We start from the raw sequence: 25,237 nt of genomic DNA, 5'->3' as shown, positions 1-25,237 counted from the left end.
ACAGAATCCGCTTGGCGGATTCCGACCGATCGACGAAATGCCGATCGGAAAAAATACTACACCCTGTCTTTTTTGCTGCCGCGAAAAAGGGCGGCCAGTGTTTCTTTGATCCGCAGCTCGTGAGTGTTACGCCAATATGCCACTAAATGACCGCTAAGGCAATGAACCCGGGGATGACGATAATGACTCGGGTCTAACTTCGGTAACAGTGCCGCCCTGCAATGAAAGAACCCGCCCACAACGGCTTGCGAACGTCAGATTGTGCGTGACAATGATTGACGTCAAACTGTAGTCGGTGTGGAGTCTCGATATCAGTTCGAAAACGGACTCGGCCGTTCGATTATCAAGATCCCCAGTCGGCTCATCGGCTAACAACATCCGGGGAGACGTTACTAAAGCCCTTGCCAGCGACACCCTTTGTTGCTCGCCGCCAGAAAGTTCTCCGGAACGATGGTGGCCTCGATCCGCCAACCCTACCTCGTCCAGCCATTTGGCTGCTTCGGCCTCTGCTTTGCGACGGCTTTCGCCGCGAAGGTACAACGGCATCGCCACATTCTCAAGGGCCGTAAACTCAGGAAGCAGGTAATGAAACTGCCATACGTACCCGATTTGCCGATTGCGAAATTCAGCGGCGTCAACCTCGGACAAGGAAGTCAAGCGGATGTTGCTGAAGAAAACCTCGCCGTCACTAGCCGTGTCGAGTGCGCCCAGAATATGCAACAGAGACGACTTGCCCGCCCCACTTTGGCCTACGATCGCCAGCATTTCGCCTTCACGAACTCGGAAAGACAGGTTGTCAAAGAGCACAAGGTCTGTTGTCCCTGAGGGATAAACCTTGCGAAGACCCTCGACTCGGAGGATCTCGTCTTTTCCTATTGGATGCACCCTACGTTCTCCCTGGTGCAAATTCAAAGCAGTGCAAACGATTGTTTTTACTGGTGAACTTGCGACTTCGTTTCTGACCGACTTGCCTATTCATTAGAGCACGATGGGGAACCCGGATTCGGTGATTACCGAGCGATGAGTTCCAAAACCGATACGGAGCCAAATTGGCTCCGTATCGGGATGATGACAGATGAAACGGGACCTCCCGTCCCGAAATCCGGGGCGGCAGAGCCGTCCTCTACTCGTATCGCAACGCTTCGGCCGGCAACACGCGGGCGGCTGACTGCGATGGATAGACCGTTGCTATGAAGCTGATTGCAAGCGAAACGACAGCAACAATCACCGCATCGATGATCCGGGGTGCAAAAGGTACATAGTCTATGGCGTACACCTCGGCGGAAAGGGTGATCCAGTGATAGTGCCCGGCAAGCACGGCGACTGTGCAACCAACGATCAGCCCCAGAGCAGTACCAATGATGCCTATAAGCAATCCCTGCCAGATAAAAATGCGGCGGACCTGCTCACGTCGGGCTCCCATCGATACCAGGACGGCGATATCGCGGGTCTTTTCCATAACCATCATTATCAGTGAGATGAGGATGTTCAGCGCCGCTACGAACACGATTAGTCCGATGGTGATGAATGTGACAACCCGCTCCAATCGCAGAGCGCGGAAGAGCGCGCGATTCTGATCCATCCAGTTCGTGGTTTGGAAGCCTTTGCCTGCCGCAGCCTCGATCTGGTTGCCGATTGATCCCGCTTTGTAGATATCGTCAACTTTGAATTCAAGAACGCTGGCGATGTCCCCAAGGCTGAATAACTGCTGAGAGTCGGCCAGAGAGCACAAAGCCCAGGTCGAGTCGTAGTCATAGAAACCGGATTGGAACACTCCAACCACTTTGAATCGCATGTACCGGGGAACCATGCCGAAGGGTGTCAACTCACCTTGTGGACTTGTGACAAGCACGACTGAGCCGACGGTCGCTCCCAGATTCTGTGCCAGATCCTTTCCTAGAACTATGGGCGGCATAGACGCGATCCGGTCGGCGGCGCCTTGCAGAGAGGAAGGATCCGAGTCAACCGAATTGGTCGGCGATGGTGGGGCCTGTGCCTCCTGCTGATGTCGGTCCTGAGCATCGGTCAGCGGCTGTGCGCTGCCCTCGTGCACTGTGTTGAGCAGAGCAGTTACGCGTCTCTCATCGGCAGGAACGATCCCTTTCAGCACAGCCCCATTGGCTTGCGCTCCGCGTGAAATCAGAACCTGCTCATACACCGCAGGGGCAGCAGCCTGCACGTGAGGAACTTTTTCCAGCCGATCCTTTAAGGCAGCGTAGTCGTGAATGCCGTCGTTCTCGACTCGCATAAGGTTGACGTGCGACGTCGAGCCGAGAAGGCGTTGCTGCATGTCTTCGCGGAAGCCGTTATTGATGGCTAGAGCAATGATGAGCGACGCGACTCCGGCAGCGACACCGAGAATCGAGATGGCCGTTATGACTCCAATCACCGCTTGGCGTCGCTTAGCACGGAGGTACCTGGCGGCGATAAAAACTTCAAAGCGCATATTCCTGATTATAGAAGCTGAAGGGGAATGAGCGTCTCGTCAGTGTTTAGGAAGTGGGAGAATTGCTGGAGTCTTTTCGCAGTAAGATTCCCAGCCTGCGCCAAAACGTGAATGAAGTTCACGCTCCTCAAACGCAATCATCACGGCTCCAGTGATCAGAGCAGAGGCCAATAGACCCCAGCACGCCAGAGTCCCGGCCCCGATTGCGAACCCTAGCATGGTGCAGACGTGCCCGAGGTACATGGGATGTCGAACTATGCGGTGCACGCCGGAGGTGATCAGTTCATTCCTGTCGTGCTGTGGGTCCAACTCGGGCTTGCCAATAACGCGCATCAGAGAGAACTCACGTACTGTATTGACATACATAAGTATAGAAACCGCCCACAACGGAAATGCTGCGAGCCATGATTGATAGCTCTCATAAAGCATAGTCTCTCGCCATGGAAAGGAGACTGCCCATGCTATGCACCACGTCATCAGCCACAGCGGTCCAAGTATTGCCAACTTGCGCCGAGCTTTGCGCCAGCGTTGTGCGAATGGATGCACCATCATCCAGTAGGCGGGGATCGTCGCGTAGATACCTCACGCTAGCCACGATGCAAGTCGGAGCAGGTGCATCATAAGCGTGCACCTGAATGGACAGCTTGACGAGTGCGTGTCAGGAACTCCTCCCGTAAACTCAAGACAGTTGCTCTAAAAAGTATTGCAGAGGCTCTGAGCAGACGAGCAGTATTGCAACGTGCTAAGCAATATAGATTGCGCAGTATCCATCAGCAAGGACATCGGAACGAATGCAGCGGATGAACTGCGCGCAAACAAAGCGTCATAGCGCAATGAATGGCTAATCAAAAATCATCGCTCACATCTTAGTTCGAGTTAGTCCTCAAATGATGAGAATTGGCGTGGAGTGCTCGTGAGCGCGAGAACTGTTCGGTCGTTCTTTTTCCGCCGACGGATGGTACAGCCTGCGAATGTTGTCGCACATCTACTCAAGAGCCACCAACTTTATGTGAGGTAGTAACCCAATGAGTTGCGACGCTCATTCTGGAGCTTCCTGCGCGCCCTTTATGCGAGCTTGCGCAGGCGGACTTCTCGGTAGTTTGCTTATCGTCCTTGCAAGTTGCGGAACCGGTCAAGTAGCTTCAAGCGCATCCACTCCCACCACTGCACCGTCTGCGACCCCGACTCCAGCGACAACCACTAATTCGTCCGGTGGACCTGCTATTACGATTCCCGCGGCAGCTAGCGTCACATCTCCGGTTCTTATTGGTGGATCTCCTGGCGAAGTTCAAAACGTTGATCACATGAGATTGCTACTCGATGGCAACACCAGCGTTTTCGATAGTCTCGCCGCGCCGTACGAGAACAAATGGATCTTCCTGCCTGAGGGACAGCACCAAATCACGCTCGCCGCATACGACGTCAAGAACAACCAGCTTGCTGCGACGCCCGTATCGATAAGTGTGAATGGACAGGTATCGCCCACAGTAATGAGCCAACTGCAGAAGCTGCCTGATTGGCTTTGGTGTACTGCGACGCGTGGCGGGCAGCCTTGCGCTAGCGGATTGGGAAACGCAACATCGACTCAAGTGTTGAATCAGACCTCGCCGTCTCTGAGTGGCTCCTCGACCAAATTCACGATTGGTGGTCCGAAAGGATATTCCAATGCACTGTGGTGGGTGTCGGTGGGCGGTGGCACTCTGCTGTCACGTTTCACGTATGAGATGGATTTCTATATGGATAATGCGGCGGTGTCCGAGGCGCTTGAGTTCGACCTGAACCAAAGCTTTCAAGGATTGCGTTACACGTGGGGCACGGAATGCAGTTTCCTGAACACTCACAAATGGGACGTATGGGATCCGAAGGGGCAGAAATGGGTTAGATCCTCTGCGCCTTGTCCGCAACTTTCGTCGAACGAGTGGCACCATCTGAAATGGGAGTTCGAGCGGATTAACAACCAGGTGCATTACATCAGCGTCACAGTGGACAGTAATACGTACCCTGTCGATATCTATCTCAATCCGCAGCCAAACTGGAATTCGAGTGACCTGAATGTGGCTTTCCAATTGGATGGGGACTACAAGCAGACGCCATACAATGTCTGGCTCGACAACGTCACGCTGACGGCTTCATATTGAGTCGCGTTGACCGGAGTACCGCAATCACCCCAAACCGTGATAGCAGTCACCGACACTAAAGTGGTAACTCGCTATAAATGCGAGTTCTGGTGATAGTTGATGCCGGCTCCTGTCATCTCGCCACGAGAGTGGGCGTGGGTGACTTTTACCATGCGAAGTTCATCGGCGGGAACTCGCCTCAGGGATGGGTCTCCTGGTTAGAGGGGGAGCTATGCGCCCGACTCTTTCGAAGGTGCTTGTGTATGTGCTCGAGCGTCGGCGCCGGTTATGGGTCGCGGTGGCTGCGATCACTTTCTTTTTTGGGATGTTCGAGTTTCTGGTCTCGCGCTGGTTGCTTACAGTGCATATCGCCCCGAATTTGCATGCAGCACTACAGGCGACAATAGTAGGTATTGGCGCAGGTTTTGCGCTATGGATTTTGCTGCTCGGGGTTCTGGAACGGCGACAGATCATCGCAGATGAAATTCGACGAGTGGCTGAGCTAAATCATGCGATCCGCAACTCGCTCGAGGTGATCGTTCTTGCCCACTACGGCGACGGAGATTGCGAGCACAAGGCAATGGTGCTGGACTGCACAGCGCGAATCGATCGCACTTTGAAGAAATTGTTTCCTGCAATTGCCCGCGATCCCGTGGCCCTGGATCTTAGAGAAAAGTTTCATATCGACGACGAAAAGAGTGCATGATCCTGGGGGGCCGTGAATCACGGCCCCTTTGCAGTTCAGCGGCGCTGGCCGTAACCTTCGCGGTATCCTTCCTCGTATCCGCTGCGATAGTCGCGCTTGTAGTCGCCCCGATTGCCGAATTCATTGCGGTATCCACGATCTGGATGTTTATAGCCGAGGCCATAATGCCAACGACGATGGGCATCGCGGTCAGCGCGGCCGTCACCAATTCCATCACGGAATCCTTGGCGATAGCCGGGATTGCGGCCTTCAAACCGCCTGTCGTGTTCCCAGTCGCGATTCCTGTCTCTGTCGTCCCGATCTCTATCGTCTCGATCTCTGTGGTCCCTATCGCGGTCTCGATCATGGTCGCGATCGTGAGGTGGCGGGGCGGGTTCCTGTGGGTAAGGCGATGGGCCAACGTATTGCGCCACTGCCGATAGCGGTAGCAGCGCGAGGCATAGAAGTGGAACGAAGATCCAGCGTGCCTTCATAATTCCTCCAATAGCCTTTCGCGCGGGATTCAACGCTTGACTTAGGATGCCTCCCCCGAAACCCGGGGTTTGTCCGCCATCATCGTGTCCGGAACTCAGGACTGTAAAGGCAGTCGAATCTGGAGTGCCCACTTTCAGCAGCAGAACGTTGGAGAACACGGCACGTTATTCGGACGTGCTCGGGATAGCCACTCAGTGTGCTTGGGTAGAGCGGGAGTTAGGCTGTCCTTACTTGGGTTTGCGAACCGCACGGTTGGCGCGAGGCAGAATTTCTGATCCGTGGAGATGGTGCATCTATAATACCAAAGACTCTGCTGGAGTCCTCCGGGGATGCACATACTATGTCCGTGGGAAAGAGCTTCACTTCCAAGGTCTGGAAACTTAGTTCAATCTGCGGGCTCGCCGTCGTCGTCGCTTGTCTCGCAATCGCACCCGGAAATTTAACAGCCCAGAGCACCACCTCAGCGACACAAGATTCGAGCAGTTCTGGTGCGCAGAATCAGAACTCCCAAAAACAACAAGTCCCGCCTGAAGCTGGTGGTCCGCAGAGCGACACCGGGCCGTATGCCATCCCCAAAGTGAATCCCGACCGTCAGCAGGCGAAGCCCGCACCGCCGCCAGCGCCGAAGCCGACTGAGGGGATGCCAAGCTATTCCATCAACGTTGATGTACCGCTGGTAACCGTGGACGCGCTGGTGCTGACCAAGGACGGGCAATTCATTCCTGGACTGCAGAAGCAGCACTTCCGGGTACTTGAGGACAACGTCGTCCAACCCATTCAGAGCTTTGGGCTCACGAAGGGCGGTTTTACTGCGGTTTTGCTCGTTGAGTTTGCTTCCACGCCGGCTTTCGAAGTTAGCCGCAGGCAGTTTCTCTATGACGCACTGCGCGCCTCCTATGCCTTCACCGACCAGTTAGAGAAGAACGACTACGTTGCGGTGATTCAGTACGACATGAAGCCCAGCATCCTGGTGGACTTCACGAATGACAAGCAAGCGATCTACGGTGCACTGAATACCCTGCGTATTCCGGGCTTCAGCGAAACCAACCTGTTCGACGCACTCTATGACACTCTGGACAGGCTTGAGCGCATCGAGGGACGCAAGGAAGTCATTCTCGTCAGCAGCGGTAGAGACACGTTCAGCAAAATCAATTACGACAAGATTCTGAAGAAGATCAAAGCGACGCCCAATGTCACGATCTACTCGATTAGTACTGGATTCTTGTGGCGCACCTACATGGAAGCCCGCAGCGGTGGCGGAATGGGCTCATCGCTCCGCGAGCTTGATTACCTTCAGGCTGACAACCAGATGAGTACCTTCGCCAAGATGACGGGCGGACGATGGTTCAACCCGCGGTTTGAGGCCGAACTGCCGGAGGATTTCCGCGAGATCGCCGCGGCGGTACGGAACCAGTACACGATCACGTATCGGCCCACAAATCCCAAACTCGACGGGAGCTACCGGAAGCTAAAGGTCGAGCTTGTCCAACCGGGAACAGACAAAGCTCTGGTAGTGAAGGATCAGAAAGGCAAGGACGTGAAGCCCATACTGCTATACAGAGAGGGCTACACAGCCAAGCACGAAGTCGAGTAAAAACGGCTTCAATACTCTGCAACAGAGCGGCCGTAAATGGCCGCTCTTCCATTGTCATCCGTAACGAATACAAGCAAGAGGTGAACTTTGCGCAAGCACTTGGGAATCGTCCCGTTATTTTCTGCTTTATTGTTGTTGTGCTCGATTGCAGTTGGACAGGAAGCCCCGTCGTTCGACATCCGCCAGCACTATACGAAGTATGAATATCGAATTCCGATGCGCGACGGAGTGCATCTCTTCACCTCCGTGTATGTGCCGAAAGATCAGTCTCAACCTTGGCCGTTCCTGATGACACGCACTCCATATGGCGTCGGGCCGTATGGAGTGGACAACTATCCTCAGCGTCTCGGCCCCACCGAACTGATGAATGCTGGTTACATATTCGTCGCCCAGGATGTCCGCGGCCGCAACATGAGCGAGGGAAAGTTTGTAGAGGAGTCTCCATACAAGGAAAACAAAGGGCCGAAGGATGTGGACGAGACCACGGATATGTACGACACCGTCGAGTGGCTCTTGAAGAATGTTCCCAACAACAACGGCAAGGTCGGTATCTGGGGAATCTCGTATCCGGGCTTTTACACGGCTGCCAGCATCATCGACTCGCATCCGGCAATCAAGGCTGCATCGCCCGAGGCACCCATGGTGAACCTGTATCACGGAGACGATGCCTACCATAATGGTGCTTTCATGCTGGCCGCGAACTTCGACTTTTACACGGTCTTCTTCCCGCAGAAGAATCCCACGTCGGAGTCGTTCGGATCTCCGATGAAGTTTGGCACTAGTAGTGGCTATGACTTCTTCCTCCGCAATGGACCGCTAGCGGAATTGGATCGCAAGTATCTCAAAGGCTCCAATCCGCTATGGAACGAGCAACTGAGCCACTGGACATTCGACGGCTTTTGGAAGGAGCGCGATTTGGCTCCCCGCATGAAGAACGTGCATTGCGCCGTTCTCACCGTCGGTGGATGGTTTGATGCTGAAGATCTTCAAGGACCGCTGTCGCTCTACAGTGCTGTTAGCAGGCTGAATCCGGATACGACAAACATGCTCGTTGAGGGGCCATGGGTTCATGGTGGATGGGCGCGGCTTGATGGACACAAGCTCGGGAACGCCGACTTCGCTCAGAACACGGGCGAGTTCTTCCGCGCTCACATCTTGCTACCGTTCTTCGAGAAGTACCTGAAGGGCAAGACCGCAGAGGAGTTGCCGAAGGCCTACGTTTTTGAAACGGGAACGAACGTCTGGCGCAAGTACGATGCATGGCCTCCGCGCAACGCGGCAAGACGAATGCTGTATTTGCAAGCGGGGAACAAACTTACGTTCACGGCTCCCAGCGAGAAGAGCTTCGATGAATACGTAAGCGATCCGTCCAAGCCTGTGCCGTTCGTTGGATATCAGACTTTCGACGTGCCCTCAGAATACATGGTGAGCGATCAGCGGTTTGCTGCAACGCGTCCTGACGTGCTTGTTTACCAGAGCGATGCATTGGAACACGACATCACCATCGCTGGCCCGGTTGCACCGAAGTTGTTTGTGTCCACGACGGGGACCGATTCGGATTTCGTTGTTAAGCTGATCGATGTTTATCCGCAGCATGATGTGGAGGAGCGCGAAAGACGCGGACTGAAGGACGTTCCTGTCCCGGAGACCGATTTGGCAGGTTGGCAGCAGTTAATCCGAGGTGAGCCGTTCCGCGGCAAGTTCCGACACAGCGTCGAAAAGCCTGAAGCGTTCACTCCGGGGAAGGTGGAGGAAATCGATTTCACCATGCCGGACATCAACCACACGTTCCGGCGTGGACATCGCATCATGATCCAAGTGCAGAGTTCGTGGTTTCCGCTGGTGGACTTGAACCCCCAGACCTTTGTCGATATTCCTAAGGCGAAGCCTGAGGACTTCCACAAGGCGACAGAGCGTATCTATCACGAACCCGGTCACGCGTCTGGAATAGAGGTGCAGGTGCTGGAATAACCACAACGTCCGCATCCGGTAACTCGTGACAGGGGTGCCGGATGCAACATCTTTATGCTGGGACTTCAGCAGTGGTGGATCGCTGTATAGCTGGTGCTTTGGACGCGACCGCCGTCAGTGATCCCAGCCTCCAGGTCGCGAACCTCGTTGCGAGCTTCGGCTTCAGCAAGTTCCTGCGTCGGAGCATGCCCCCACGAGATCAATTCATCGGGATTGTTTTTCCAGCAGATCATCCAATGGTAGCGGGTCTTCTTGCGGCAAGGCTCCGCCTGGATCGATACCACGTACTGGTCGTGTTGATTTTGCATTGAGGACGCCCCACGTTTAGATTCGGTCGTGCCCAAGCCGCGCCCATGGGCCGACTCGATCGCTTGTATTGTCATGATAACAGCACCTAGGTGCTGTGCCGCTATGACAACGCTCACAACTGGAAGCGCAGATCTACGATGAACTTACGCCCTTGTAGCATGTCAAATGCGCACAGGATCATTTCCGAGTCAGTCTGTAGACGTTTCTTAGTGGAATTTTGAATCTGAGCCAATTTCAGCCGAGAATTTGCGACAAGGTCAACACGCGTTATAGTTAACACACGCAGGACCGATGAGCCTTCATCGACCTGAATTGATATTGGGAGATTTGCGAAGGATGGCGAAAGAGAAAAAATCTGCCGATAAACCCGCTGCGGCAAAGAAGACCTCTGCGAAAAAGAGCGCTACGCCCAAGGTAGCTAAGAAGTCTGCTGCCGAGGAGATTGCTAAAAAGGCTCCGGAGCCCATTCCTGAGCCGAAGCCCGCTCGTACCCCCCAGCCCACGGCTGCTGACCTGTATGACGAAATTCGTCGTCGCGCCTATGAGTTTTATTGTGCACGCGGTGGGCAGCATGGTTCTCACGAGGCAGATTGGCATCGCGCAGAAGCCGAAGTGCGCGCAAAGTACAAGTCATAGTGGACCCGCTACAAGTATTAATGGTTGACGACGATCCTGTGCAGTTGCGGATCAGGGAAGCTATTCTCCGCAATGCAGGGTTCATCGTGCACGTGGCAACCAACGTCGAGAGCGCACTCGCTTTCTTGCGCAGTTTCGGTGACAAGATCGGCGTGGTCGTGACGGACCACTTCCTGCCTGGGCGCACCGGGGCCGAACTAGTTCGCGAACTGCGCGTTACACAGCCTGCTATGCCGGTCGTGGTTCTGAGCGGCATGCCTGGAATTGAGGATGAATACGTGGGGCTGAACGTCAATGTCCAGCAGAAGCCATTTCCTCCCGAGGACTTCATCCAAACGGTTCGTAACTCACTGTCGAAAGATGGAAGCAAGTGAGCTGGAGAACTCGGTCATAAAAAAGAGTTCGCTTTCGCGAACTCAGTAAAATCGGGAGGTCTCATTTTTCGGTTTCCATAAGGATTCCGTTATGATGACCTGCCCAGAATAAGGTCATCAGACCTTAGTTCAGCATCGATTTCGTCTTAATACCTTTCCGTGCTTGTCGAATTTGCACTCGTACTCATTGCGGTTCCGCTTTGATACTGGGCTTGTGACATAGTCCAGTTATCGTGCACAATAACTCCAGATTTGTTGTCCCTCACCAAAATGCCTCAAATTGGAAGCTTTACTTTACTGCTCGGGCTGGCATTAAGCGTTTACGCATTCGCCGCTGGATTGTTTGCGCTGTTGCGCAACGATGATCGGCTCAGCGAAACGGCCCGTCGTGCTGGAATCGCGGTGTTTCTGGCTGTAACTGTCGCTTCCGCGGTGCTGGTCTACTGTGCGTTTCATAACGACTTTTCGGTAGCCTACATTTTGCACCACTCCAACCGCGCCTTGCCCGCGCCCTATAAGTTTGCTGCGCTCTGGTCCGGACAGGAAGGTTCTTTGCTGTTTTGGTGCTGGCTGCTGGCTACTTATGGCTTGGTGTTGCGAATTCGGCACAAGGTCGACACCCGTCTGGTCGCGCACGCCTCGGTCATCATTAGCGCTGTGCAGATCTTCTTCCTCGCGCTGGTGAACTTCGCCGCGCACCCGTTTGCTCTGGTCGCGGGAACTATCCCGCCCGACGGCAACGGCTTGAACCCTCTGCTGCAATATCCCGAGATGGTGATCCACCCTCCCATGCTCTATCTCGGATACGTCGGCATGACCGTGCCTTTCAGCTTCGCTCTGGCCGCGCTCATCATGCGCTATCCCGGCGAGAAGTGGATTCACATCACCCGCCGCTGGACCATGGTGGGATGGCTATTCCTGACCTGCGGTATTTTCCTCGGCTCCTACTGGGCTTACAAGGTTCTGGGCTGGGGCGGCTGGTGGGGATGGGACCCTGTTGAGAATGCATCGCTGCTGCCGTGGCTCACCGGCACAGCGTTCTTGCATTCCGTGATGATGCAGGAAAAGCGCGGCATGATGAAGGTGTGGAATATGTGGTTGATCTTCTCCACCTTCCTGTTGGCGATTTTCGGCACATTCCTCACGCGCTCGGGCGTAGTCAGTTCTGTGCATGCCTTTGCCGAATCTGACATTGGCCCGTACTTCGTCGTATTCCTGGCGCTGACCTTCGCCGCCTGCACCTATTTTTACGTTCGCAACCACTCGCACCTGAAGAGCGAACATAAGCTTGAGTCACTGGTGTCGCGCGAATCCAGCTTCCTTTTTAATAATGTTTTGCTGCTCGTGGCGGCATTCGCTGTGCTCTGGGGAACGCTCTTTCCGGTGTTGAGCGAATGGGTTACCGGGCACAAGGTCACCGTCGGCCCGCCTTTCTTCAATAAGGTCAACATTCCCATCGCGCTCTGCCTGCTGTTGCTGACCGCCGTGGGTCCCTTGCTTGCCTGGCGCAAGACTTCGACCGAAAGTATTCGCAAGAACTTCCTGGTCCCCGCACTGATCGCGATCGCTGTTGGAGTTGTGCTGGCTGCCCGTGGCATGAAGCCCTGGGTAGATGTCAGCTACTTCTACGCGCTGATGACGATCATGCTTTCCGTGCTGGTTGCGTCGACTATCTTCAGCGAATTCATTCGCGGCGGAAGGGTTATCGCGCGCCACAACAACAGCAATATCTTCCACGGCATGTATCTGCTGACTCGCCGAAACACGCGCCGTTACGGCGGGTACATCGTGCACTTCGGCGTAATCGTCACCATGATCGGCTTTGCCGGAGTCGCGTTCTATCAGAACACCGAGCAGGAACTGGGCTTCGGTGACAAGATGTCCATCGGTCCCTACACGCTCGTCTGCCGTTCCTACACGCAGGACGACAAGCCAAATTATTCGAGCGAATGGGCCATCCTCGACATCTATAAGAACGGGAAGCAGATCACGACCATGTTCCCGGAGCAGCGATTCTACAAAGCGAGCGGACAGCCGGCCACCATCGTTGCCAATCGCTCCACCGTTATGGAAGACCTCTACCTGGTCTATACGGGCAAGAATCCTGAGAATGGACGGCCAATCATCAAAGCCCATCTCAATCCGCTGGTCTGGTGGATCTGGGCGGGAGCGCATTTCATATTGATCGGCACCATAATTGCCCTGTTCCCGAACATGCAGGCCAAGCGCAAACAGGAACCTTCTCGTGAACGCTCGCTTGCCACTGTCGATCGAGTCGTCGAAAGTCGTGCGCCGGTGGAGGCCGGATCGGACTGATGAACACGTTCCTGCGCAACACGCTGCACCGCTGGACGCTGATGTTGCTCATCGCGAGCGCACTCGTTTTGATGGGCGCTTCGGGAGATCGCACTGGCCAGCGCTTTGACCGCCTCGGACATAATCTGATGTGCCAGTGCGGCTGCGGACAGGTACTGCTTGAGTGCAACCACGTCGGCTGTTCCACCTCCGAAGAGATGCGCCGCGAACTCAAGCTTTCCATGGATCGCGGTGACAGCGATGACGTAGTCCTTGCCGGTTTTGTCGCGAAATACGGACCCACTGTGCTCTCGGCACCTACTACTACCGGCTTCAATCGCGTGGCATGGATCATGCCAGTTGTCATCTTCATTGCCGCGCTCGCTGCCGTCATCTTGGTCGTTCGTGCCTGGAAACGACGCACCCCGCCAACTCCGCCTACCTCTGCGGGTTCCGCAGGTTCTGCTCCCGGCGAAATCGATGAGTTTCGACGCCGCGCACGCGAGGAGACAACGCTTTGATAGCAATGCTTCAAATGCAGGCCACTCCGCCGGATGGTACCGGCACTAGCTTCCTCATTCTCGTATGCGTTGCCATTGCTGTACTGATGTTTGCTTTTGTCTTCAAGCCCTCGCGCGCCGAACATGCCGAGGAGAAGACGCGGCTCTCGTTCCTCTATGAGCGCAAGGAGCAAACGTTCGAGAATCTTCGCGACCTGAATTTCGAATACAAAGCAGGGAAGCTCAGCGAAGCGGATTTCAGTTCTATGCGCGACTCTATGGAGCAGGAAGCCGCAAACATCCTCGCCGAAATCGAACAGCTTGAGCAGGAAACCGGCCACCGCCGCGAGGTGCATGCCTGATGCGCAAATTCACTCGCCTCACGTCTGTACTTGCTACCTTGGTTCTGTTGGCTACTGCGTCCTTTGCGGATAGCGTTTCGGGCACCGTCACTAACGCGACCACGGGGAAACCCGCTGCTGGGGCCAGTGTTGCGCTTGTCGATCCTACAGCTGGAATGGCCGAGCTAGGAACGGCGAAAACGGACGCACAAGGAAAGTTCAAGATTGAAGCTCCCGCTGCCCAGGGACCGCGACTTGTGCGCGCAGAGCGGGGTGGCGTGAATTACTTCAAGATGTTGCCGCCCGGATCGACAAACGTCGATGTAAGCGTCTATGAGGCCGCAACTTCGGTGGAAGGAATCAGCGGCGCTGCCGACGTGGTCCGGTTCCAGACCGAGGGTTCCACGTTGCAGGGCATAGAGCTGTTTGCCATTCGAAACGCAAGCAATCCGCCGAAAACTCTCGCAGCTCCGGCCACCTTCGAGTTCGTACTTCCTGATGGAGCGCAGATTGACGGTGCAGACGCGCAAGGCCCCAACGGGCAGCCCATCAGCACGACGACGAGTCCCGGGAAACAGAAGAATCACTATACTTTCTCGTATCCGCTCAAGCCCGGCGAGACGCGCTTTCAGGTCTCGTACCACCTGCCTTATAGCGGCAAGCTTTCAGTGACTCCTGCCCTCACACGGGATTTCGATCACTACGTCCTAGTTCTTCCTACAACCATGACCTTCGCCGCCAGAGACGGCAAGCAGTTCCAAGCGATGACCAACCAGCCGGGCAGCAACGTTCAGGTCAGTCTGAAGGCCAGGGCCGGTCAGGATCTCAGCTATTCGGTATCCGGCACGGGCACCATACAGGACGAGCAAGCTGACGCATCTCCCAGCCAAGGAGGAGGGGCGATGGGTGGCGGCGCTGCAAACGACAATCGTCCGGGAGGTGGACTTGGCAAGCCCATTGATGCACCGGATGCACTTGCAAAATATCGCTGGTACATTCTTGGTCTATTGCTAACGGTGCTCATCGGAGGCGGAATCTGGACTCATGAGCGCACGAAGCAGGCCGAAGCCGAAGAAGATGCGGCAGCATCATCCAATCCTGCCCTAGCTCAAGCATCAACTCGCGCCCCAGTCGCAGTCGCGTCGGCGCCATCACCTACGCAGGGCAACTTGCTTCTTGCAGCGCTGAAAGAAGAGCTGTTCGAACTTGAAGTCGAGCGTCAGCAAGGCAAGCTTTCGCCCGAGGAGTACGACAAGGCTCGATCCGCGCTGGAGCAAACACTTCAGCGCGCGCTATCTCGCACTAGAAAAGCATAGCTATTCAGGCTCACTTGCGTTGCCGTGGGCCTGGATTCCCGCCCAACGTCTCGCCCTGAGTACGCATCTTGAATGGCAGAGGATCAATTGACATGGCCCTGCTGCACAAAGGTGCATCTATCGTCTCCAATCGTCTGCCAAAAGTACTTGGCCCTCGGACGCATGCTGTGGTGGATTACTCCGTTGCAGCTCTACTGTTCACCGCAGGTGCTCTATTCTGGCGCAATCATAAGAGGGCAGCATTATCAGCCATCCTGTGCGGTGCGGGGACACTCCTGAATGCGGTGTTCACGGACTATCCCGGAGGACTGGTTTCTGCCATGAGCTTTGAGACGCACGGGCGAATCGATGCTGGCCTTGCTGGAATTTCCGCCGCCATTCCCAACCTGATGGGCTTTGATGATGATGCGCAGTCCCGCTTCTTTGAAGCGACGGCGATTACTGGTACCCTGGCGTCCGGCTTCACGAACTACACCGAAGAGCGCGAACAAGAAGAAAGGCGCTGGTACCGAGACTCCGCCGCCTGATCTAGGCTTATCCCAGGTTGCCGCTCCCGATGCGGTTGCTCGCCTTCGGTTCATTGGCGCGTCTAACCGCATTGGGGTAGCATCTACATAGACAGCCATGGGAAACAATCTCAAAACCGCATTTTTGCTCACCGCGATGACGGTGTTCCTTGTCATGGTGGGGCAGGCGCTTGGCGGGCAACATGGTGCCGTGATGGCTCTTTGCCTGGCCGGTGCGATGAACTTCTTCTCGTACTTTTTCAGCGATAAGCTGGCCATTCTTTCCAGCGGCGCCCAAGCTGTGTCACGCGAAGAACTTCCTCGCGTGTACCAGATTGTGGAGCGCCTCTGCGCCAAGAGCGGCCTTCCTATGCCGAAGATCTACGTCATCCCAACGGGCTCGCCCAACGCTTTTGCAACAGGCCGCAACCCGGAGCATGCTTCCGTGGCGGTCACCGCAGGCATTCTTGATTTGCTATCAGATGACGAGTTGGAAGGGGTATTGGCTCACGAACTTGGGCATGTTCGCAACCGCGACATCCTGATCAGCTCTATTGCGGCCACCTTTGCTGGCGCTGTGACCATCCTGGCCCGCATGGCTGGGTACGCGGCCATGTTCGGTGGTGGCGGTCGCGACCGCGATCGCGAAGGCGGTGGTGGAGCGATTGGGGCGCTGGCCATGATGATCCTTGCTCCGCTCGCGGCTATGCTCATCCAGATGGCGGTCTCGCGTTCACGCGAATATCAGGCCGATGCCACTGGCGCGCACTTCACCGGCAACCCATATGCGCTTGCGAGTGCTTTGCGCAAAATCGAAAGCTACGCGACGCGGGTTCCGCTGCAGGCTTCACCTGCAACAGCACACATGTACATCATTCAGCCGCTACTAGGCGGAATCAGCTTCGGCAATCTGTTCTCGACACACCCGCCGACAGCTGAGCGCATCGCCCGGCTCACGAACATGCAGCCCAGTAGCTTCTAACACAAAGCTCGGAGAAGGCGGGCGTTTTGCTCTCGCCCGCCTATCCAGAGCAGATACAATCGAGTAATGTCGCAGGCGTCGGGTAGCACTCTTCAACACGCGGCTGAACTGGAGCGCGCTCTGCGCTCAATCATTCGTGGCAAAGATGACGTAGTTCGACTCGCCCTGGTAGCAATTCTTGCGCGTGGACACCTGCTCATCGAAGGTGTGCCCGGCGTAGGAAAAACGACCTTGGCACATGCACTCGCACGTGCAATTGACTGCGATTTTCGTCGCGTGCAGTGCACCAGCGACATGCTTCCCAGCGACGTCCTCGGCATCTCCGTGTATTCGACCTCAGAGGAGCGTTTCGAGTTCAAACGCGGCCCTATTTTTACGAACATACTGCTGGCTGACGAGGTCAATCGCACCACTCCCAAGACGCAATCTGCGTTGCTCGAAGCAATGAGCGAACGTCAGGTGACCGTCGATGGCCATCCACACCCGTTGCCGAATCCGTTTTTGGTAATAGCCACTCAGAATCCTGTGGAGCACCACGGCACCTACCCACTTCCTGAGTCTCAGCTCGACCGTTTTCTGATTCGCGCCCGCATGGGCTACCCTGAAGCCGCGGGTGAACGTGAGATTCTTCGCGGAAAGGTAGGCGCTGCCCGTCTCGAAGACATGCAGCCAGTGCTTTCGGTGGAGGACGTTCTGGCGCTTCAGGACGAAGTTTCCGCTGTACGTGTTGACGATTCGCTGATCGATTACTCGCTCGCGATTGTCGAGCGCACTCGCCGACATGAGCAGCTTTCGCTCGGCGTTTCGCCCCGAGGCTCGCTCATGCTTTACCACGCGGCCCAATCGATGGCATTTCTCGAAGGGCGCAACTACTGCACACCTGACGACTTCAAGCGCTTGGTGATTCCGACCTTTGCACATCGGCTTGTGTTTAGCGCGCGCTACACCTCAACGCTGCGCCGAGCTGAACAGTCGGAGCAGATCTTGCGCGAAGTCGTGGACAGCGTTCCTGTTCCCGTATAAACAGCTTTCATTTCGGAGTGCTCGTGACCATTCTTCGTTTTTTCAAGCTACTCTCGCTCGCCTTGTGGCTCGGCTCCATATTCTTTTTTGCTGCCGTAGTAGCGCCCGCTTTGTTTTCAATTCTGCCGACGCGGCAATTGGCCGGCATGGTTGTGACTCGTTCTCTCTATCAATTGCATTGGATCGGAATCATTTGCGGCGTCGTATTCCTCTTAACTTCTATTCTGCTCGGGATGTTGCAGCGTGATGACACTGCATTTCACGGGCGCGATCTGCTCCTTGTCGCCATGTTGGGAATCACGCTGCTTGCTCACTTCGGTGTGGAGCGGCGAATGAATCACTTGCGCGATCAGATGGTGGTCGTGGACAACGTTCCGCACGATGACCCGCGTCGGGTACAGTTCAATCGCCTGCACGTGTGGTCCACCCGCATGGAGGGGACTGTTTTCGTTTGTGGACTCGTGCTGCTGTTGCTGGTTGCTCACGAGCAGAGTTTGAGTGCGAGGCGCTACTGAGCCTCTCCTTTGCAAATCAAAACACGTCTTTTCACAAGGCTCAGCTCGTAATCCCTTCTCTCGTTTATCATGGATGAGGACGCGTTCATCTGTGGGCCTTGTTGTCGCGCCAATTTGTAACGCAAGCCGTCTCGTCCGGCGCGAATCGTGAAACGGAATCGACCATCATCCCTATGAAGACTGGAATTATTGGCCTGCCCCAGGTAGGCAAAACTTCGCTGTTCAAGATACTTACGAAGGCGGACGTCTCCAACCGCAGCTCCAATCCGCGCGAAGCGCATATCGGAATCGCGACTGTGCCAGACGATCGACTCGACCGGCTGGCCGCACAATGCAATCCTCGCAAACTGGTGCATGCACAGGTTGAGTTCGCCGACATGGGTGCCATCGGGCAAGAGGCGTTGAAGGAATCCGCCTATCTCGCCAACCTTCGCACGGTCGATGCTCTAATGCACGTTGTGCGCGTGTTTGAAGACGATGCCATCCCGCACGTTGGCGGAACTCTCGATCCGGTTCGTGACATTTCAAACGTCGAATTCGACCTCATGGTGAGCGATCTCGCACAGGTCGAATCGCGTCTCGAACGTATGAAGAAGGATCTGCTCAAGCGCAAGACCCCTGAGCTTGAGAAGGAAAACGAGCTTCTGATCCGCGCCAAGGCATTTCTTGAGACTGAGCGCCCATTACGCGAGATGGAGATGACGAAAGAGGAGAAGAAGATCGTGCGCGGCTTCATGTTCCTCTCCGAGAAGCCGATCCTCTACGTCCTAAACATCAGCGAGAGCACCACGCTTGGAACCGATCTCGAAGCGGCCGTAGGGAAGTACAACCTGACCCAATACACCACGAAGCTGAATACTGGTGTTACCGCCATCTGCGGAAAAGTCGAAGCTGAACTCGCTGAAATGAGTGATGAAGAATCGGCTGAGTTCTTGGGCAGCTACGGACTTACGGAAAGCGGTCTTTCGCGCCTGATACGAAAGAGCTACGAACTGCTTGGCCTCATCTCGTTCTTCACTGTTGGTGAAGATGAGTGCCGTGCCTGGACAATCGAGAAAAATACCCGGGCGCAGGACGCCGCAGGTGCCATTCACACCGATCTCCAAAAGCATTTCATTCGCGCCGAAACAATTCACTGGGATACCCTTCTGGAACTCGGGTCAGAATCAGCCGCTCGCGCAGCTGGAAAGTTGCGCCTGGAAGGCAAGGAATACATCGTGCAAGATGGCGATGTTCTTCACATCCGGCATAGCGGCTAACCGATGACACCTATCGCGCTTAGTGTCGTTCTGGGACTTACAGCCGGGGCCGCCAACATTGCTGGAGGTGCGCTGCTTGCTCGCCGCGAGTGGGAGCAACGCTATCTGAAATATTTCATGGCGCTTGGGGCGGGGTTCATGCTCGCCACTGCCATAACCGAGATGGTACCCGCATCAGTGGGACTGGAGGGGGGCAGCGGTGGACGGGCCGGCTTCCTGGTCCTATTGGGCTACCTGATCATCCATTTTTGCGAGCACGTCGTTTCCGGGCACTTCCATTTTGGAGAAGAGACCCATCACGACGAGTTTGTCTCGGAACACAAGAGCGTCACTGTCGTCTTCGGGTTAGTGATCCACGCATTCTTCGACGGAATTGCGATTACCTCCGGCTTTCTGGTGTCGAACTGGTTAGGTTGGATTGTGTTCATCGCGATCTTCCTCCACAAGGTCCCTGAGGGATTTACCGTTTCCTCGGTGATGCTTGCGAGTGGAAGCAGCGCGCTACGAGCCTTTTCCTCATCTATTGTGCTCGGTGGTGGAACCCTGCTCGGGGTGCTAAGCATGGTAATGGTTCGACATGGAGTGGCCGTTGGGCTGCCAATTTCCGCTGGAGTCACCATATACGTCGCCGCCTCCGACATCGTGCCCGAAGTCAACCGTGAGCCCGGGATCAGGATGCCTCTCCTGCTCTTCGTGGGAGTGGCCATGCTGTTCTGTCTAGATCATCTGTTCCACGTTCACGTCTAAATAACCGCGCGCCGGAGCGGACGAGTTTCGCTCCGGGTTGCGCGACACGTAAAGCTTGAATCCTTCTGACTTCGCAATTGATCTTAGAACTGACAACTTACGCTAAGAGGTCGGACTATGCGCATCCTTGTGGTCGGTGCCGGGGCCATCGGCGGATACTTCGGTGGAAGATTGGTGGAAGCAAAGCAGGACGTGACTTTTCTTGTTCGGCCCCGCCGGGCCGCGGCATTGGCAAGCTCCGGCCTACAGATTCTGAGCCCATGCGGAAACGTTCACATCCCGAACCCTTCCATTGTTCTGGCGCAGGACCTCAAGCCACCATTCGATCTGGTTCTGCTCAGTTGCAAGGCATTCGACCTCGATGATGCGATCGCCTCGTTTGCGCCCGCTGTGGGCCCGAACACGGTGATCCTCCCGCTTCTGAACGGACTTCGTCATCTGGACGTCTTGGATAAGCAGTTTGGCGCAGATCGAGTGATTGGCGGACTGGCTATGATCTCGACCGTTTTAGAACCGGGCGGACGGATCGCGCATTTAAACGACTTTCACGTCATTACCTACGGTGAGCGAGACGGAAGCAATTCCGAACGCATTCAGGCCATTGCGTCAGCGTTCTCAGCGGTTCGCTTCACAGCGCGCCTCAGCAACGACATCCTTCAGGACATGTGGGAAAAATGGGTATTCATCGCCTCGCTGGCGAGCATTACCTCCCTGATGCGCGCACCGGTTGGAGATATTGTCACAGCGGGCGCCGCCGACCTTGCTTCCACGATCCTCGCTGAATGCGCTTCCATCGCCACGGCTCACGAACAGCCGCCGAGCGATGCATCACTTCGCCAGAGCGAAAAGCTGCTTACCTCCCCAGGGTCCGGATTGGCAGCTTCGATGTTCCGTGATATCGAGCGACAGGGCCGTACTGAAGCCGATCACATGATTGGCGACCTCTTGCGACGTGGAGCTGAAAAGGGAATTGCCAGCCCGATGCTTCGAATCGCATATGCTCACCTCAAGTCTTATGAGGTTCGACGGTCGCGCGAGGCTGGCAAGGAATGATTGGAGAAATCCGGATTCACTCGACAGCCCTGATCGCGGTACACTGATCAATAATCGTTAATGTATTTACCTCGAACGGCGTTAAGGCAAAGCTCTGATTTCTTGAACGAAGTGAGCGGCCTATACTGCCCCGTATCTCTCTATGTTTACGTGCGTTGATGGCAAACCTAATTCAAAGCAAACCTGGTCGTTTGTCTTCTCTTTCGGACTGCAATCTGCGGCGCTAATACTGCTTTGCACTCTCCCGTATCCAAGGATGGCGGGAGCTTCCTTCCGTCACACCACAGTAAGCGCGCGAAACGTCACTCCGATCTACTTCCAAAAAGAGACCGTCACGCCTGCACCGTCCGAGCCCGCGCCAGAAGCGGAAAGCGCCGACCTCTCAAAACCAAAACTCGAGGAAGTTACCAAAACCACCGAGACTGAACCTAATGCGGACGAAATGGCCAGTAAGTCCGACGGTGAGAACTCCGAGGGTGACGACACTCAGGGAGTCGTGCCATTTCCCTCGTGGCGCATGAATTCCACACCCGGCACCATCTACATGTTCCACCACACCATCAAGAAGGCGCTGCCGGTGTTTACCCCTGACCCGCCGATTCTTCACAGCAACATCCCCGAGGCCCTTCGTGGCAAGGATCTGGTGCTCGACGTCGTCATCGACGATCAGGGCTCGATCTCGCAGGTCAAAGTACTACAAGCTGTTGGCAACGGTGTCGAAGAAAACATCATGGAAACACTCCGCCGCTGGATCTTTGTCCCGGCGAAGGTCAATGGATATGCCATTGCCACTCATCGCCAGTTACGCTTCCATTTTCCTGGGTAATTAATTTCCTTGGGCACCAGAACGACTGCTGCCTTCTTTTCTGTTTTGCCTCGAGACAGCGTTCAATAAAATTCAAAAACTCGCGAAACTCTTCCAGGCGCTCTGGGTTCTAGCCACGTGCCACTGTTGTCAATTTCACGTTGGAGATATGCAAATGAAGGATTGGGCAGGAGTAGTAATCCTTGCAGTGGGGCTTTGCACATCGGCATTCGCTCAGCATGGCGCGGGTCGTGGCGCGAGCATGGGAGCAGGCACTGGACACATGAGCAGCACGGGGTCGGCAATGTCCTCTGGGCATGCGAACAGCGGGGTCCAGCCCTCGACGGCCTCCTTTTCGAAACAAGCGCCCGATACCGCGCTGACCAAGAGCCCTAAACTCTCGTCAAACATTGAGAAACTGCTTCCAAGCGGCATGACAGCCCAGCAAGCCTGTTCCGGATTCAAGAATTTAGGCGAATGCGTTGCCGCCGTTCATGTTTCTCATAATCTGAATATTCCGTTCTCCGACCTGAAATCGAAGATGACCGGTGCCAATTCTGAGTCGCTCGGCAAGGCCATCCAAACTCTCAAACCTGAAGCCAACGCCAAAGCCGAAGCCAAAAAGGCAAAGTCTCAAGCCGAAACAGACATGTCGCAGTCTACGTCGTAAACGACATTCAGGACCGCGCTTCAGCGTCTCGCGCGGTCCTGAAATTCAACGGCCCTCGCCACGAAACTGGTACAGATCTCGTGTGCTGACCGGAACTCCCAAAATTTTCAGATACGCAAAGAGCTGATACTTGTGATTGATCAGGTGCTCCAAATTCCCGAGCAGTAACGTCGCCAACGATTCGGCGGCCGCAAATACCGTCGGAAGCTCGCGTCTTAAGTCCTCATCGGCGCAAAGCGCGAATCCTCGCCTGATCACCTTTGCATAAGCCCCCAAGCGAGCCAGCGCCTCTGCTGGCGCACAACAATGATTCACCTTCTGCCCGCGAAGCTCTTCCACCCCTTCCAGCCGCCCTGGAAACATCGCGTTAAACACCGCACAGAATCCTGCAAGACACTCCAGCAAGTGCCCCAGCAGATGCCCCAGATCACACGAGTTCTCGCCCCACTCAGGACTCCACTGCGCCTTACCCGGCGGCACCAGCCCAATCAGATGTTCCGTTCGTTCAACCTGTTCCTCCACCTTGATCTGAATTGATTCGACAACAAATCTCTCGCGCACGCTCATCTGGTCAGTATGAGTTACAGACATGTTTGATCGAAACAGAAAAGGTGCCCAAAGTTGGACAAACTGGACAAACGAAAGGGCGCTCGCGCCCCCGCTGACTTCGGGCAGCCAGGTGCGCGCTGAGCCCCTTGCATATCGCCGCGTCCTGTCATATACTGAACCACATGGTTCAGTATATGGAGCCCATTCTCGATGCCACCTTCGCCGCGATCTCGGATCCCACCCGGCGCGGCGTTCTGGAACAGCTCGTACGCGAGGACGCATCGATCACCGCCCTTGCCGAAAAATTCCACATGACCCTGACAGGGATGAAGAAGCACGTCGGCGTCCTCGAGCAAGCGGGGCTCGTCACGACAGAAAAGGTCGGGCGTGTGCGGACCTGCAGGCTCGGCCTGCACACGCTGGACAAAGAGGCGGAATGGATAGAGAGATATCGGCAGCTGTGGGCCGAACGCTTTGATGAACTAGACAAGATCGTCGAGGAATTAAAACAGAAGGAGAAACCCCATGGACAAAAGAAAAGATAACGACACCAACGCGACCAAGAACAACACGACCGTGGAACGCAAGTCTGATCGTGAACTCGTCGTCACTCGAATCTTCAACGGCCCGGCACATGTGGTTTTCAGTGCCTGGACGAAACCAGAACTGTTCCAGCGGTGGTGGGCGCCGAAGTCATTCGGAGTCTCCTTACTTTCCTGCGAGCTTGATGTCCGTACAGGGGGCAAGTACCGTCTGGTCTTCCGCCATCCCTCGACCGGGGAACAAATGCCTTTCTTTGGTCGCTACGTCGAGGTGATTCCGCCCAAGCGCATCGTTTGGACGAACGACGAAGGGGAGGAACCCGGCGCCGTCACGACAGTGACCTTCGAAGAAAACGCTGGTGAGACCGTCGTGGTCCTGCACGACCTCTATCCTTCAAAAGAAGCGCTCGACGAAGGGATCGCCTCCGGAAGCACCAGCGGGTACCCCGTGCAATTTGAGCAGTTGGATCAGCTTCTCGTCGATTTGGAAGCGAGTGTGGGCGAGAGGTCGGCATAAGCTTCTTTTGCGATCTGAGTGTTCTCCACGCACCTGCAAAGTACAAAGCCGCCCTTTCGGCGGCTTTGTTTATCAATGCGGGTGGGCCCACCTGTGTTCCAACTGGAACCAAGTGCTTAGGTGGCTAAACTGCATGGAAATGCTTCGCAAATTCGCTTGAGTAGCCCGTATCTAGCGGCTGGGGAGCACGAATGGCGCGGCTGCTGAGTGCTGGCGAGTGCTCCTGATACTACCCACATTGTATGGAACCATGTGGACTGCAAAGTATGCAGTGGCAGGTCATGGTAGGGCGCAATCGAACCTGCACTCCATGCGTAGGTGTCACGCAAGTTTGATAGTGGCGCAGACAGTGTCAACAGGTTTCCCCCTACTCTCCTTCCACCTGCTTTCTGGTGCTATCGCTCGGCCCGTAAACAACCCTCATCAGGTCGCCTTTCTTCGTAACCTTCGAGTCCTGCGAATAGACCCAGTATTGCAGTCCGAAGGGGTCAGTGTAGATGTCGCAAGATACGTTGATTTCAGAGACTCCCCCGACCGAATGGCGAAACGCTGCTGGAAATCGCACATTCTTCATCGAGACGGGACTTGTCGGTATCAGTTGTAAACTCGCCAGTTTGCCAGTGATGTCTTCTTTCCAAAGGTGACCGTTAGCAGTGTTCGACTTGTATTCCCCCACCCAGTACACGGCGATTCGCCACCCTGCGAAGTTTGCCCCTTGGTCAGAGCCAAGACGCTGAATGACTTCGCCCTTTTCAGATAGGTAAGGTCGTAAGGGAGCAAGATGGCGACGATAGAACGTGAAATGCTTGAGTTCGTTTGGGTATGGGTTCGCGGTCGAAACCTGTGGGTACGCCGCTGTCGAGAGCAACAACACTGAGACTGCTACCGCGAAGGACAGATAGGAGACCTTTCTTTGTCGCATACTTTGTATTGGACACCGGACGAATTGAAAATTGCTGAAATTCGGGTCATACGCAAGACAATTACCGG

28 protein-coding genes are annotated in these 25,237 nt (G+C 55.3%); 21 read left to right on the top strand and 7 right to left on the bottom strand.

All coding sequences use genetic code 11. From position 1 onward, the window contains the following. Window positions 1–153: 153 nt before the first annotated feature. From AC6IZD_RS12995 to AC6IZD_RS12985, 3 genes are all read right to left on the bottom strand, one after another. Window positions 154–885, bottom strand: a complete 732-nt coding sequence (locus AC6IZD_RS12995; protein ID WP_497783742.1) for an ABC transporter ATP-binding protein — start codon at window positions 883–885, stop codon at window positions 154–156. A gap of 238 nt (window positions 886–1,123) precedes the next feature. Further along, window positions 1,124–2,446: an FtsX-like permease family protein gene (locus tag AC6IZD_RS12990; protein ID WP_497783741.1), complete on the bottom strand. Its 1,323-nt coding sequence runs from the start codon at window positions 2,444–2,446 to the stop codon at window positions 1,124–1,126. A 39-nt stretch (window positions 2,447–2,485) separates the two neighbouring features. Continuing rightward, window positions 2,486–2,812 carry a methyltransferase family protein gene (locus AC6IZD_RS12985; RefSeq protein WP_497783740.1) on the bottom strand — a complete coding sequence of 109 codons (327 nt, stop codon included), beginning with the start codon at window positions 2,810–2,812 and terminating at the stop codon, window positions 2,486–2,488. Between the two features lie 938 nt (window positions 2,813–3,750). Here AC6IZD_RS12985 and AC6IZD_RS12980 point away from each other — a divergent pair. Both AC6IZD_RS12980 and AC6IZD_RS12975 read left to right on the top strand, forming a co-directional pair. Beyond that, entirely contained in the window at window positions 3,751–4,584 is an 834-nt protein-coding gene (locus tag AC6IZD_RS12980; protein ID WP_497783739.1) for a hypothetical protein, read from the top strand. A gap of 211 nt (window positions 4,585–4,795) precedes the next feature. Then, on the top strand, window positions 4,796–5,269 hold the full coding sequence (locus AC6IZD_RS12975) for a hypothetical protein (RefSeq protein WP_497783738.1): 474 nt from the start codon (window positions 4,796–4,798) through the stop codon (window positions 5,267–5,269). A 35-nt stretch (window positions 5,270–5,304) separates the two neighbouring features. On the opposite strand, the gene AC6IZD_RS12970 is transcribed toward AC6IZD_RS12975, so the two are convergent. Then, complete coding sequence (locus AC6IZD_RS12970) at window positions 5,305–5,901, bottom strand: hypothetical protein (RefSeq protein WP_497783737.1); 597 nt, start codon at window positions 5,899–5,901, stop codon at window positions 5,305–5,307. Window positions 5,902–6,083: 182 nt separating this feature from the next. Between AC6IZD_RS12970 and AC6IZD_RS12965 the strand changes: the two genes are divergently transcribed. Both AC6IZD_RS12965 and AC6IZD_RS12960 read left to right on the top strand, forming a co-directional pair. Further along, on the top strand, window positions 6,084–7,337 hold the full coding sequence (locus AC6IZD_RS12965) for a VWA domain-containing protein (protein WP_497783736.1): 1,254 nt from the start codon (window positions 6,084–6,086) through the stop codon (window positions 7,335–7,337). Between the two features lie 87 nt (window positions 7,338–7,424). Beyond that, the gene (locus AC6IZD_RS12960) at window positions 7,425–9,308 is read left to right on the top strand and encodes a CocE/NonD family hydrolase (protein WP_497783735.1); all 1,884 of its coding nucleotides are present in this window, start codon (window positions 7,425–7,427) and stop codon (window positions 9,306–9,308) included. Window positions 9,309–9,373: 65 nt separating this feature from the next. On the opposite strand, the gene AC6IZD_RS12955 is transcribed toward AC6IZD_RS12960, so the two are convergent. Beyond that, window positions 9,374–9,691, bottom strand: coding sequence for a hypothetical protein (locus AC6IZD_RS12955; protein ID WP_497783734.1), 318 nt, complete (start codon window positions 9,689–9,691; stop codon window positions 9,374–9,376). Between the two features lie 262 nt (window positions 9,692–9,953). On the opposite strand from AC6IZD_RS12955, the gene AC6IZD_RS12950 reads away from it, so the two are divergent. The 15 genes from AC6IZD_RS12950 (at window position 9,954) to AC6IZD_RS12880 (ending at window position 22,639) form a co-directional block, all read left to right on the top strand. Continuing rightward, window positions 9,954–10,253 carry a DUF2934 domain-containing protein gene (locus AC6IZD_RS12950; RefSeq protein WP_497783733.1) on the top strand — a complete coding sequence of 100 codons (300 nt, stop codon included), beginning with the start codon at window positions 9,954–9,956 and terminating at the stop codon, window positions 10,251–10,253. Between the two features lie 20 nt (window positions 10,254–10,273). Beyond that, complete coding sequence (locus AC6IZD_RS12945; RefSeq protein ID WP_497783732.1) at window positions 10,274–10,627, top strand: response regulator; 354 nt, start codon at window positions 10,274–10,276, stop codon at window positions 10,625–10,627. A gap of 255 nt (window positions 10,628–10,882) precedes the next feature. Then, a complete protein-coding gene (locus tag AC6IZD_RS12940) occupies window positions 10,883–12,943 on the top strand; it encodes a heme lyase CcmF/NrfE family subunit (RefSeq protein WP_497783731.1) in 2,061 nt (686 codons plus the stop codon). Continuing rightward, on the top strand, window positions 12,943–13,443 hold the full coding sequence (locus AC6IZD_RS12935; protein ID WP_497783730.1) for a cytochrome c-type biogenesis protein: 501 nt from the start codon (window positions 12,943–12,945) through the stop codon (window positions 13,441–13,443). The genes AC6IZD_RS12940 and AC6IZD_RS12935 overlap by 1 nt, the downstream gene beginning before the upstream one ends. Continuing rightward, a complete protein-coding gene (locus AC6IZD_RS12930) occupies window positions 13,440–13,784 on the top strand; it encodes a hypothetical protein (protein WP_497783729.1) in 345 nt (114 codons plus the stop codon). The genes AC6IZD_RS12935 and AC6IZD_RS12930 overlap by 4 nt, the downstream gene beginning before the upstream one ends. After that, window positions 13,784–15,079 (top strand): carboxypeptidase regulatory-like domain-containing protein, encoded by a 1,296-nt coding sequence (locus AC6IZD_RS12925; protein ID WP_497783728.1) that lies wholly within the window; start codon window positions 13,784–13,786, stop codon window positions 15,077–15,079. The genes AC6IZD_RS12930 and AC6IZD_RS12925 overlap by 1 nt, the downstream gene beginning before the upstream one ends. 92 nt (window positions 15,080–15,171) lie before the next feature. Next, window positions 15,172–15,606 (top strand): hypothetical protein, encoded by a 435-nt coding sequence (locus tag AC6IZD_RS12920; RefSeq protein ID WP_497783727.1) that lies wholly within the window; start codon window positions 15,172–15,174, stop codon window positions 15,604–15,606. Between the two features lie 97 nt (window positions 15,607–15,703). Next, a complete protein-coding gene (gene htpX / locus AC6IZD_RS12915; RefSeq protein WP_497783726.1) occupies window positions 15,704–16,567 on the top strand; it encodes a zinc metalloprotease HtpX in 864 nt (287 codons plus the stop codon). A gap of 66 nt (window positions 16,568–16,633) precedes the next feature. Beyond that, the gene (locus AC6IZD_RS12910; RefSeq protein WP_497783725.1) at window positions 16,634–17,590 is read left to right on the top strand and encodes an AAA family ATPase; all 957 of its coding nucleotides are present in this window, start codon (window positions 16,634–16,636) and stop codon (window positions 17,588–17,590) included. Window positions 17,591–17,613: 23 nt separating this feature from the next. Continuing rightward, entirely contained in the window at window positions 17,614–18,105 is a 492-nt protein-coding gene (locus AC6IZD_RS12905; RefSeq protein WP_497783724.1) for a DUF4149 domain-containing protein, read from the top strand. Between the two features lie 173 nt (window positions 18,106–18,278). Further along, window positions 18,279–19,364 (top strand): redox-regulated ATPase YchF, encoded by a 1,086-nt coding sequence (ychF, locus tag AC6IZD_RS12900; protein WP_497783723.1) that lies wholly within the window; start codon window positions 18,279–18,281, stop codon window positions 19,362–19,364. Between the two features lie 3 nt (window positions 19,365–19,367). Further along, the gene (locus tag AC6IZD_RS12895; RefSeq protein WP_497783722.1) at window positions 19,368–20,111 is read left to right on the top strand and encodes a ZIP family metal transporter; all 744 of its coding nucleotides are present in this window, start codon (window positions 19,368–19,370) and stop codon (window positions 20,109–20,111) included. Window positions 20,112–20,228: 117 nt separating this feature from the next. Beyond that, window positions 20,229–21,164 carry a 2-dehydropantoate 2-reductase gene (panE, locus tag AC6IZD_RS12890; protein WP_497783721.1) on the top strand — a complete coding sequence of 312 codons (936 nt, stop codon included), beginning with the start codon at window positions 20,229–20,231 and terminating at the stop codon, window positions 21,162–21,164. A 256-nt stretch (window positions 21,165–21,420) separates the two neighbouring features. Continuing rightward, a complete protein-coding gene (locus AC6IZD_RS12885) occupies window positions 21,421–21,990 on the top strand; it encodes an energy transducer TonB family protein (protein WP_497783720.1) in 570 nt (189 codons plus the stop codon). Window positions 21,991–22,144: 154 nt separating this feature from the next. After that, window positions 22,145–22,639, top strand: coding sequence for a hypothetical protein (locus AC6IZD_RS12880; RefSeq protein ID WP_497783719.1), 495 nt, complete (start codon window positions 22,145–22,147; stop codon window positions 22,637–22,639). 45 nt (window positions 22,640–22,684) lie between these two features. On the opposite strand, the gene AC6IZD_RS12875 is transcribed toward AC6IZD_RS12880, so the two are convergent. Further along, a complete protein-coding gene (locus AC6IZD_RS12875) occupies window positions 22,685–23,230 on the bottom strand; it encodes a DinB family protein (RefSeq protein WP_497783718.1) in 546 nt (181 codons plus the stop codon). A gap of 152 nt (window positions 23,231–23,382) precedes the next feature. Between AC6IZD_RS12875 and AC6IZD_RS12870 the strand changes: the two genes are divergently transcribed. Together AC6IZD_RS12870 and AC6IZD_RS12865 are read left to right on the top strand one after the other, a co-directional pair. Continuing rightward, complete coding sequence (locus AC6IZD_RS12870) at window positions 23,383–23,733, top strand: ArsR/SmtB family transcription factor (RefSeq protein ID WP_497783717.1); 351 nt, start codon at window positions 23,383–23,385, stop codon at window positions 23,731–23,733. Continuing rightward, a complete protein-coding gene (locus AC6IZD_RS12865) occupies window positions 23,714–24,247 on the top strand; it encodes an SRPBCC family protein (protein ID WP_497783716.1) in 534 nt (177 codons plus the stop codon). Before AC6IZD_RS12870 ends, AC6IZD_RS12865 begins: the two co-directional genes overlap by 20 nt. A gap of 367 nt (window positions 24,248–24,614) precedes the next feature. On the opposite strand, the gene AC6IZD_RS12860 is transcribed toward AC6IZD_RS12865, so the two are convergent. Beyond that, window positions 24,615–25,169 carry a hypothetical protein gene (locus AC6IZD_RS12860; protein ID WP_497783715.1) on the bottom strand — a complete coding sequence of 185 codons (555 nt, stop codon included), beginning with the start codon at window positions 25,167–25,169 and terminating at the stop codon, window positions 24,615–24,617. Window positions 25,170–25,237 lie beyond the last annotated feature (68 nt).

Source organism: Koromonas humicola (assembly GCF_059726255.1).
This window is presented reverse-complemented; position numbering and strand designations above follow the sequence as displayed.

What these genes read in the sequence shown, in the direction of transcription:
- AC6IZD_RS12990 (WP_497783741.1), bottom strand. Translation starts at nt 2,446, where the DNA reads ATGCGCTTTGAAGTTTTTATCGCCGCCAGGTACCTCCGTGCTAAGCGA.
- AC6IZD_RS12985 (WP_497783740.1), bottom strand. Translation starts at nt 2,812, where the DNA reads ATGTATGTCAATACAGTACGTGAGTTCTCTCTGATGCGCGTTATTGGC.
- AC6IZD_RS12980 (WP_497783739.1), top strand. Translation starts at nt 3,751, where the DNA reads ATGAGATTGCTACTCGATGGCAACACCAGCGTTTTCGATAGTCTCGCC.
- AC6IZD_RS12975 (WP_497783738.1), top strand. Translation starts at nt 4,796, where the DNA reads ATGCGCCCGACTCTTTCGAAGGTGCTTGTGTATGTGCTCGAGCGTCGG.
- AC6IZD_RS12965 (WP_497783736.1), top strand. Translation starts at nt 6,084, where the DNA reads ATGTCCGTGGGAAAGAGCTTCACTTCCAAGGTCTGGAAACTTAGTTCA.
- AC6IZD_RS12955 (WP_497783734.1), bottom strand. Translation starts at nt 9,691, where the DNA reads ATGACAATACAAGCGATCGAGTCGGCCCATGGGCGCGGCTTGGGCACG.
- AC6IZD_RS12950 (WP_497783733.1), top strand. Translation starts at nt 9,954, where the DNA reads ATGGCGAAAGAGAAAAAATCTGCCGATAAACCCGCTGCGGCAAAGAAG.
- AC6IZD_RS12945 (WP_497783732.1), top strand. Translation starts at nt 10,274, where the DNA reads ATGGTTGACGACGATCCTGTGCAGTTGCGGATCAGGGAAGCTATTCTC.
- AC6IZD_RS12935 (WP_497783730.1), top strand. Translation starts at nt 12,943, where the DNA reads ATGAACACGTTCCTGCGCAACACGCTGCACCGCTGGACGCTGATGTTG.
- AC6IZD_RS12925 (WP_497783728.1), top strand. Translation starts at nt 13,784, where the DNA reads ATGCGCAAATTCACTCGCCTCACGTCTGTACTTGCTACCTTGGTTCTG.
- AC6IZD_RS12920 (WP_497783727.1), top strand. Translation starts at nt 15,172, where the DNA reads ATGGCCCTGCTGCACAAAGGTGCATCTATCGTCTCCAATCGTCTGCCA.
- htpX (WP_497783726.1), top strand. Translation starts at nt 15,704, where the DNA reads ATGGGAAACAATCTCAAAACCGCATTTTTGCTCACCGCGATGACGGTG.
- AC6IZD_RS12910 (WP_497783725.1), top strand. Translation starts at nt 16,634, where the DNA reads ATGTCGCAGGCGTCGGGTAGCACTCTTCAACACGCGGCTGAACTGGAG.
- ychF (WP_497783723.1), top strand. Translation starts at nt 18,279, where the DNA reads ATGAAGACTGGAATTATTGGCCTGCCCCAGGTAGGCAAAACTTCGCTG.
- AC6IZD_RS12895 (WP_497783722.1), top strand. Translation starts at nt 19,368, where the DNA reads ATGACACCTATCGCGCTTAGTGTCGTTCTGGGACTTACAGCCGGGGCC.
- panE (WP_497783721.1), top strand. Translation starts at nt 20,229, where the DNA reads ATGCGCATCCTTGTGGTCGGTGCCGGGGCCATCGGCGGATACTTCGGT.
- AC6IZD_RS12885 (WP_497783720.1), top strand. Translation starts at nt 21,421, where the DNA reads ATGGCGGGAGCTTCCTTCCGTCACACCACAGTAAGCGCGCGAAACGTC.
- AC6IZD_RS12880 (WP_497783719.1), top strand. Translation starts at nt 22,145, where the DNA reads ATGAAGGATTGGGCAGGAGTAGTAATCCTTGCAGTGGGGCTTTGCACA.
- AC6IZD_RS12875 (WP_497783718.1), bottom strand. Translation starts at nt 23,230, where the DNA reads ATGTCTGTAACTCATACTGACCAGATGAGCGTGCGCGAGAGATTTGTT.
- AC6IZD_RS12870 (WP_497783717.1), top strand. Translation starts at nt 23,383, where the DNA reads ATGGAGCCCATTCTCGATGCCACCTTCGCCGCGATCTCGGATCCCACC.
- AC6IZD_RS12865 (WP_497783716.1), top strand. Translation starts at nt 23,714, where the DNA reads ATGGACAAAAGAAAAGATAACGACACCAACGCGACCAAGAACAACACG.
- AC6IZD_RS12860 (WP_497783715.1), bottom strand. Translation starts at nt 25,169, where the DNA reads ATGCGACAAAGAAAGGTCTCCTATCTGTCCTTCGCGGTAGCAGTCTCA.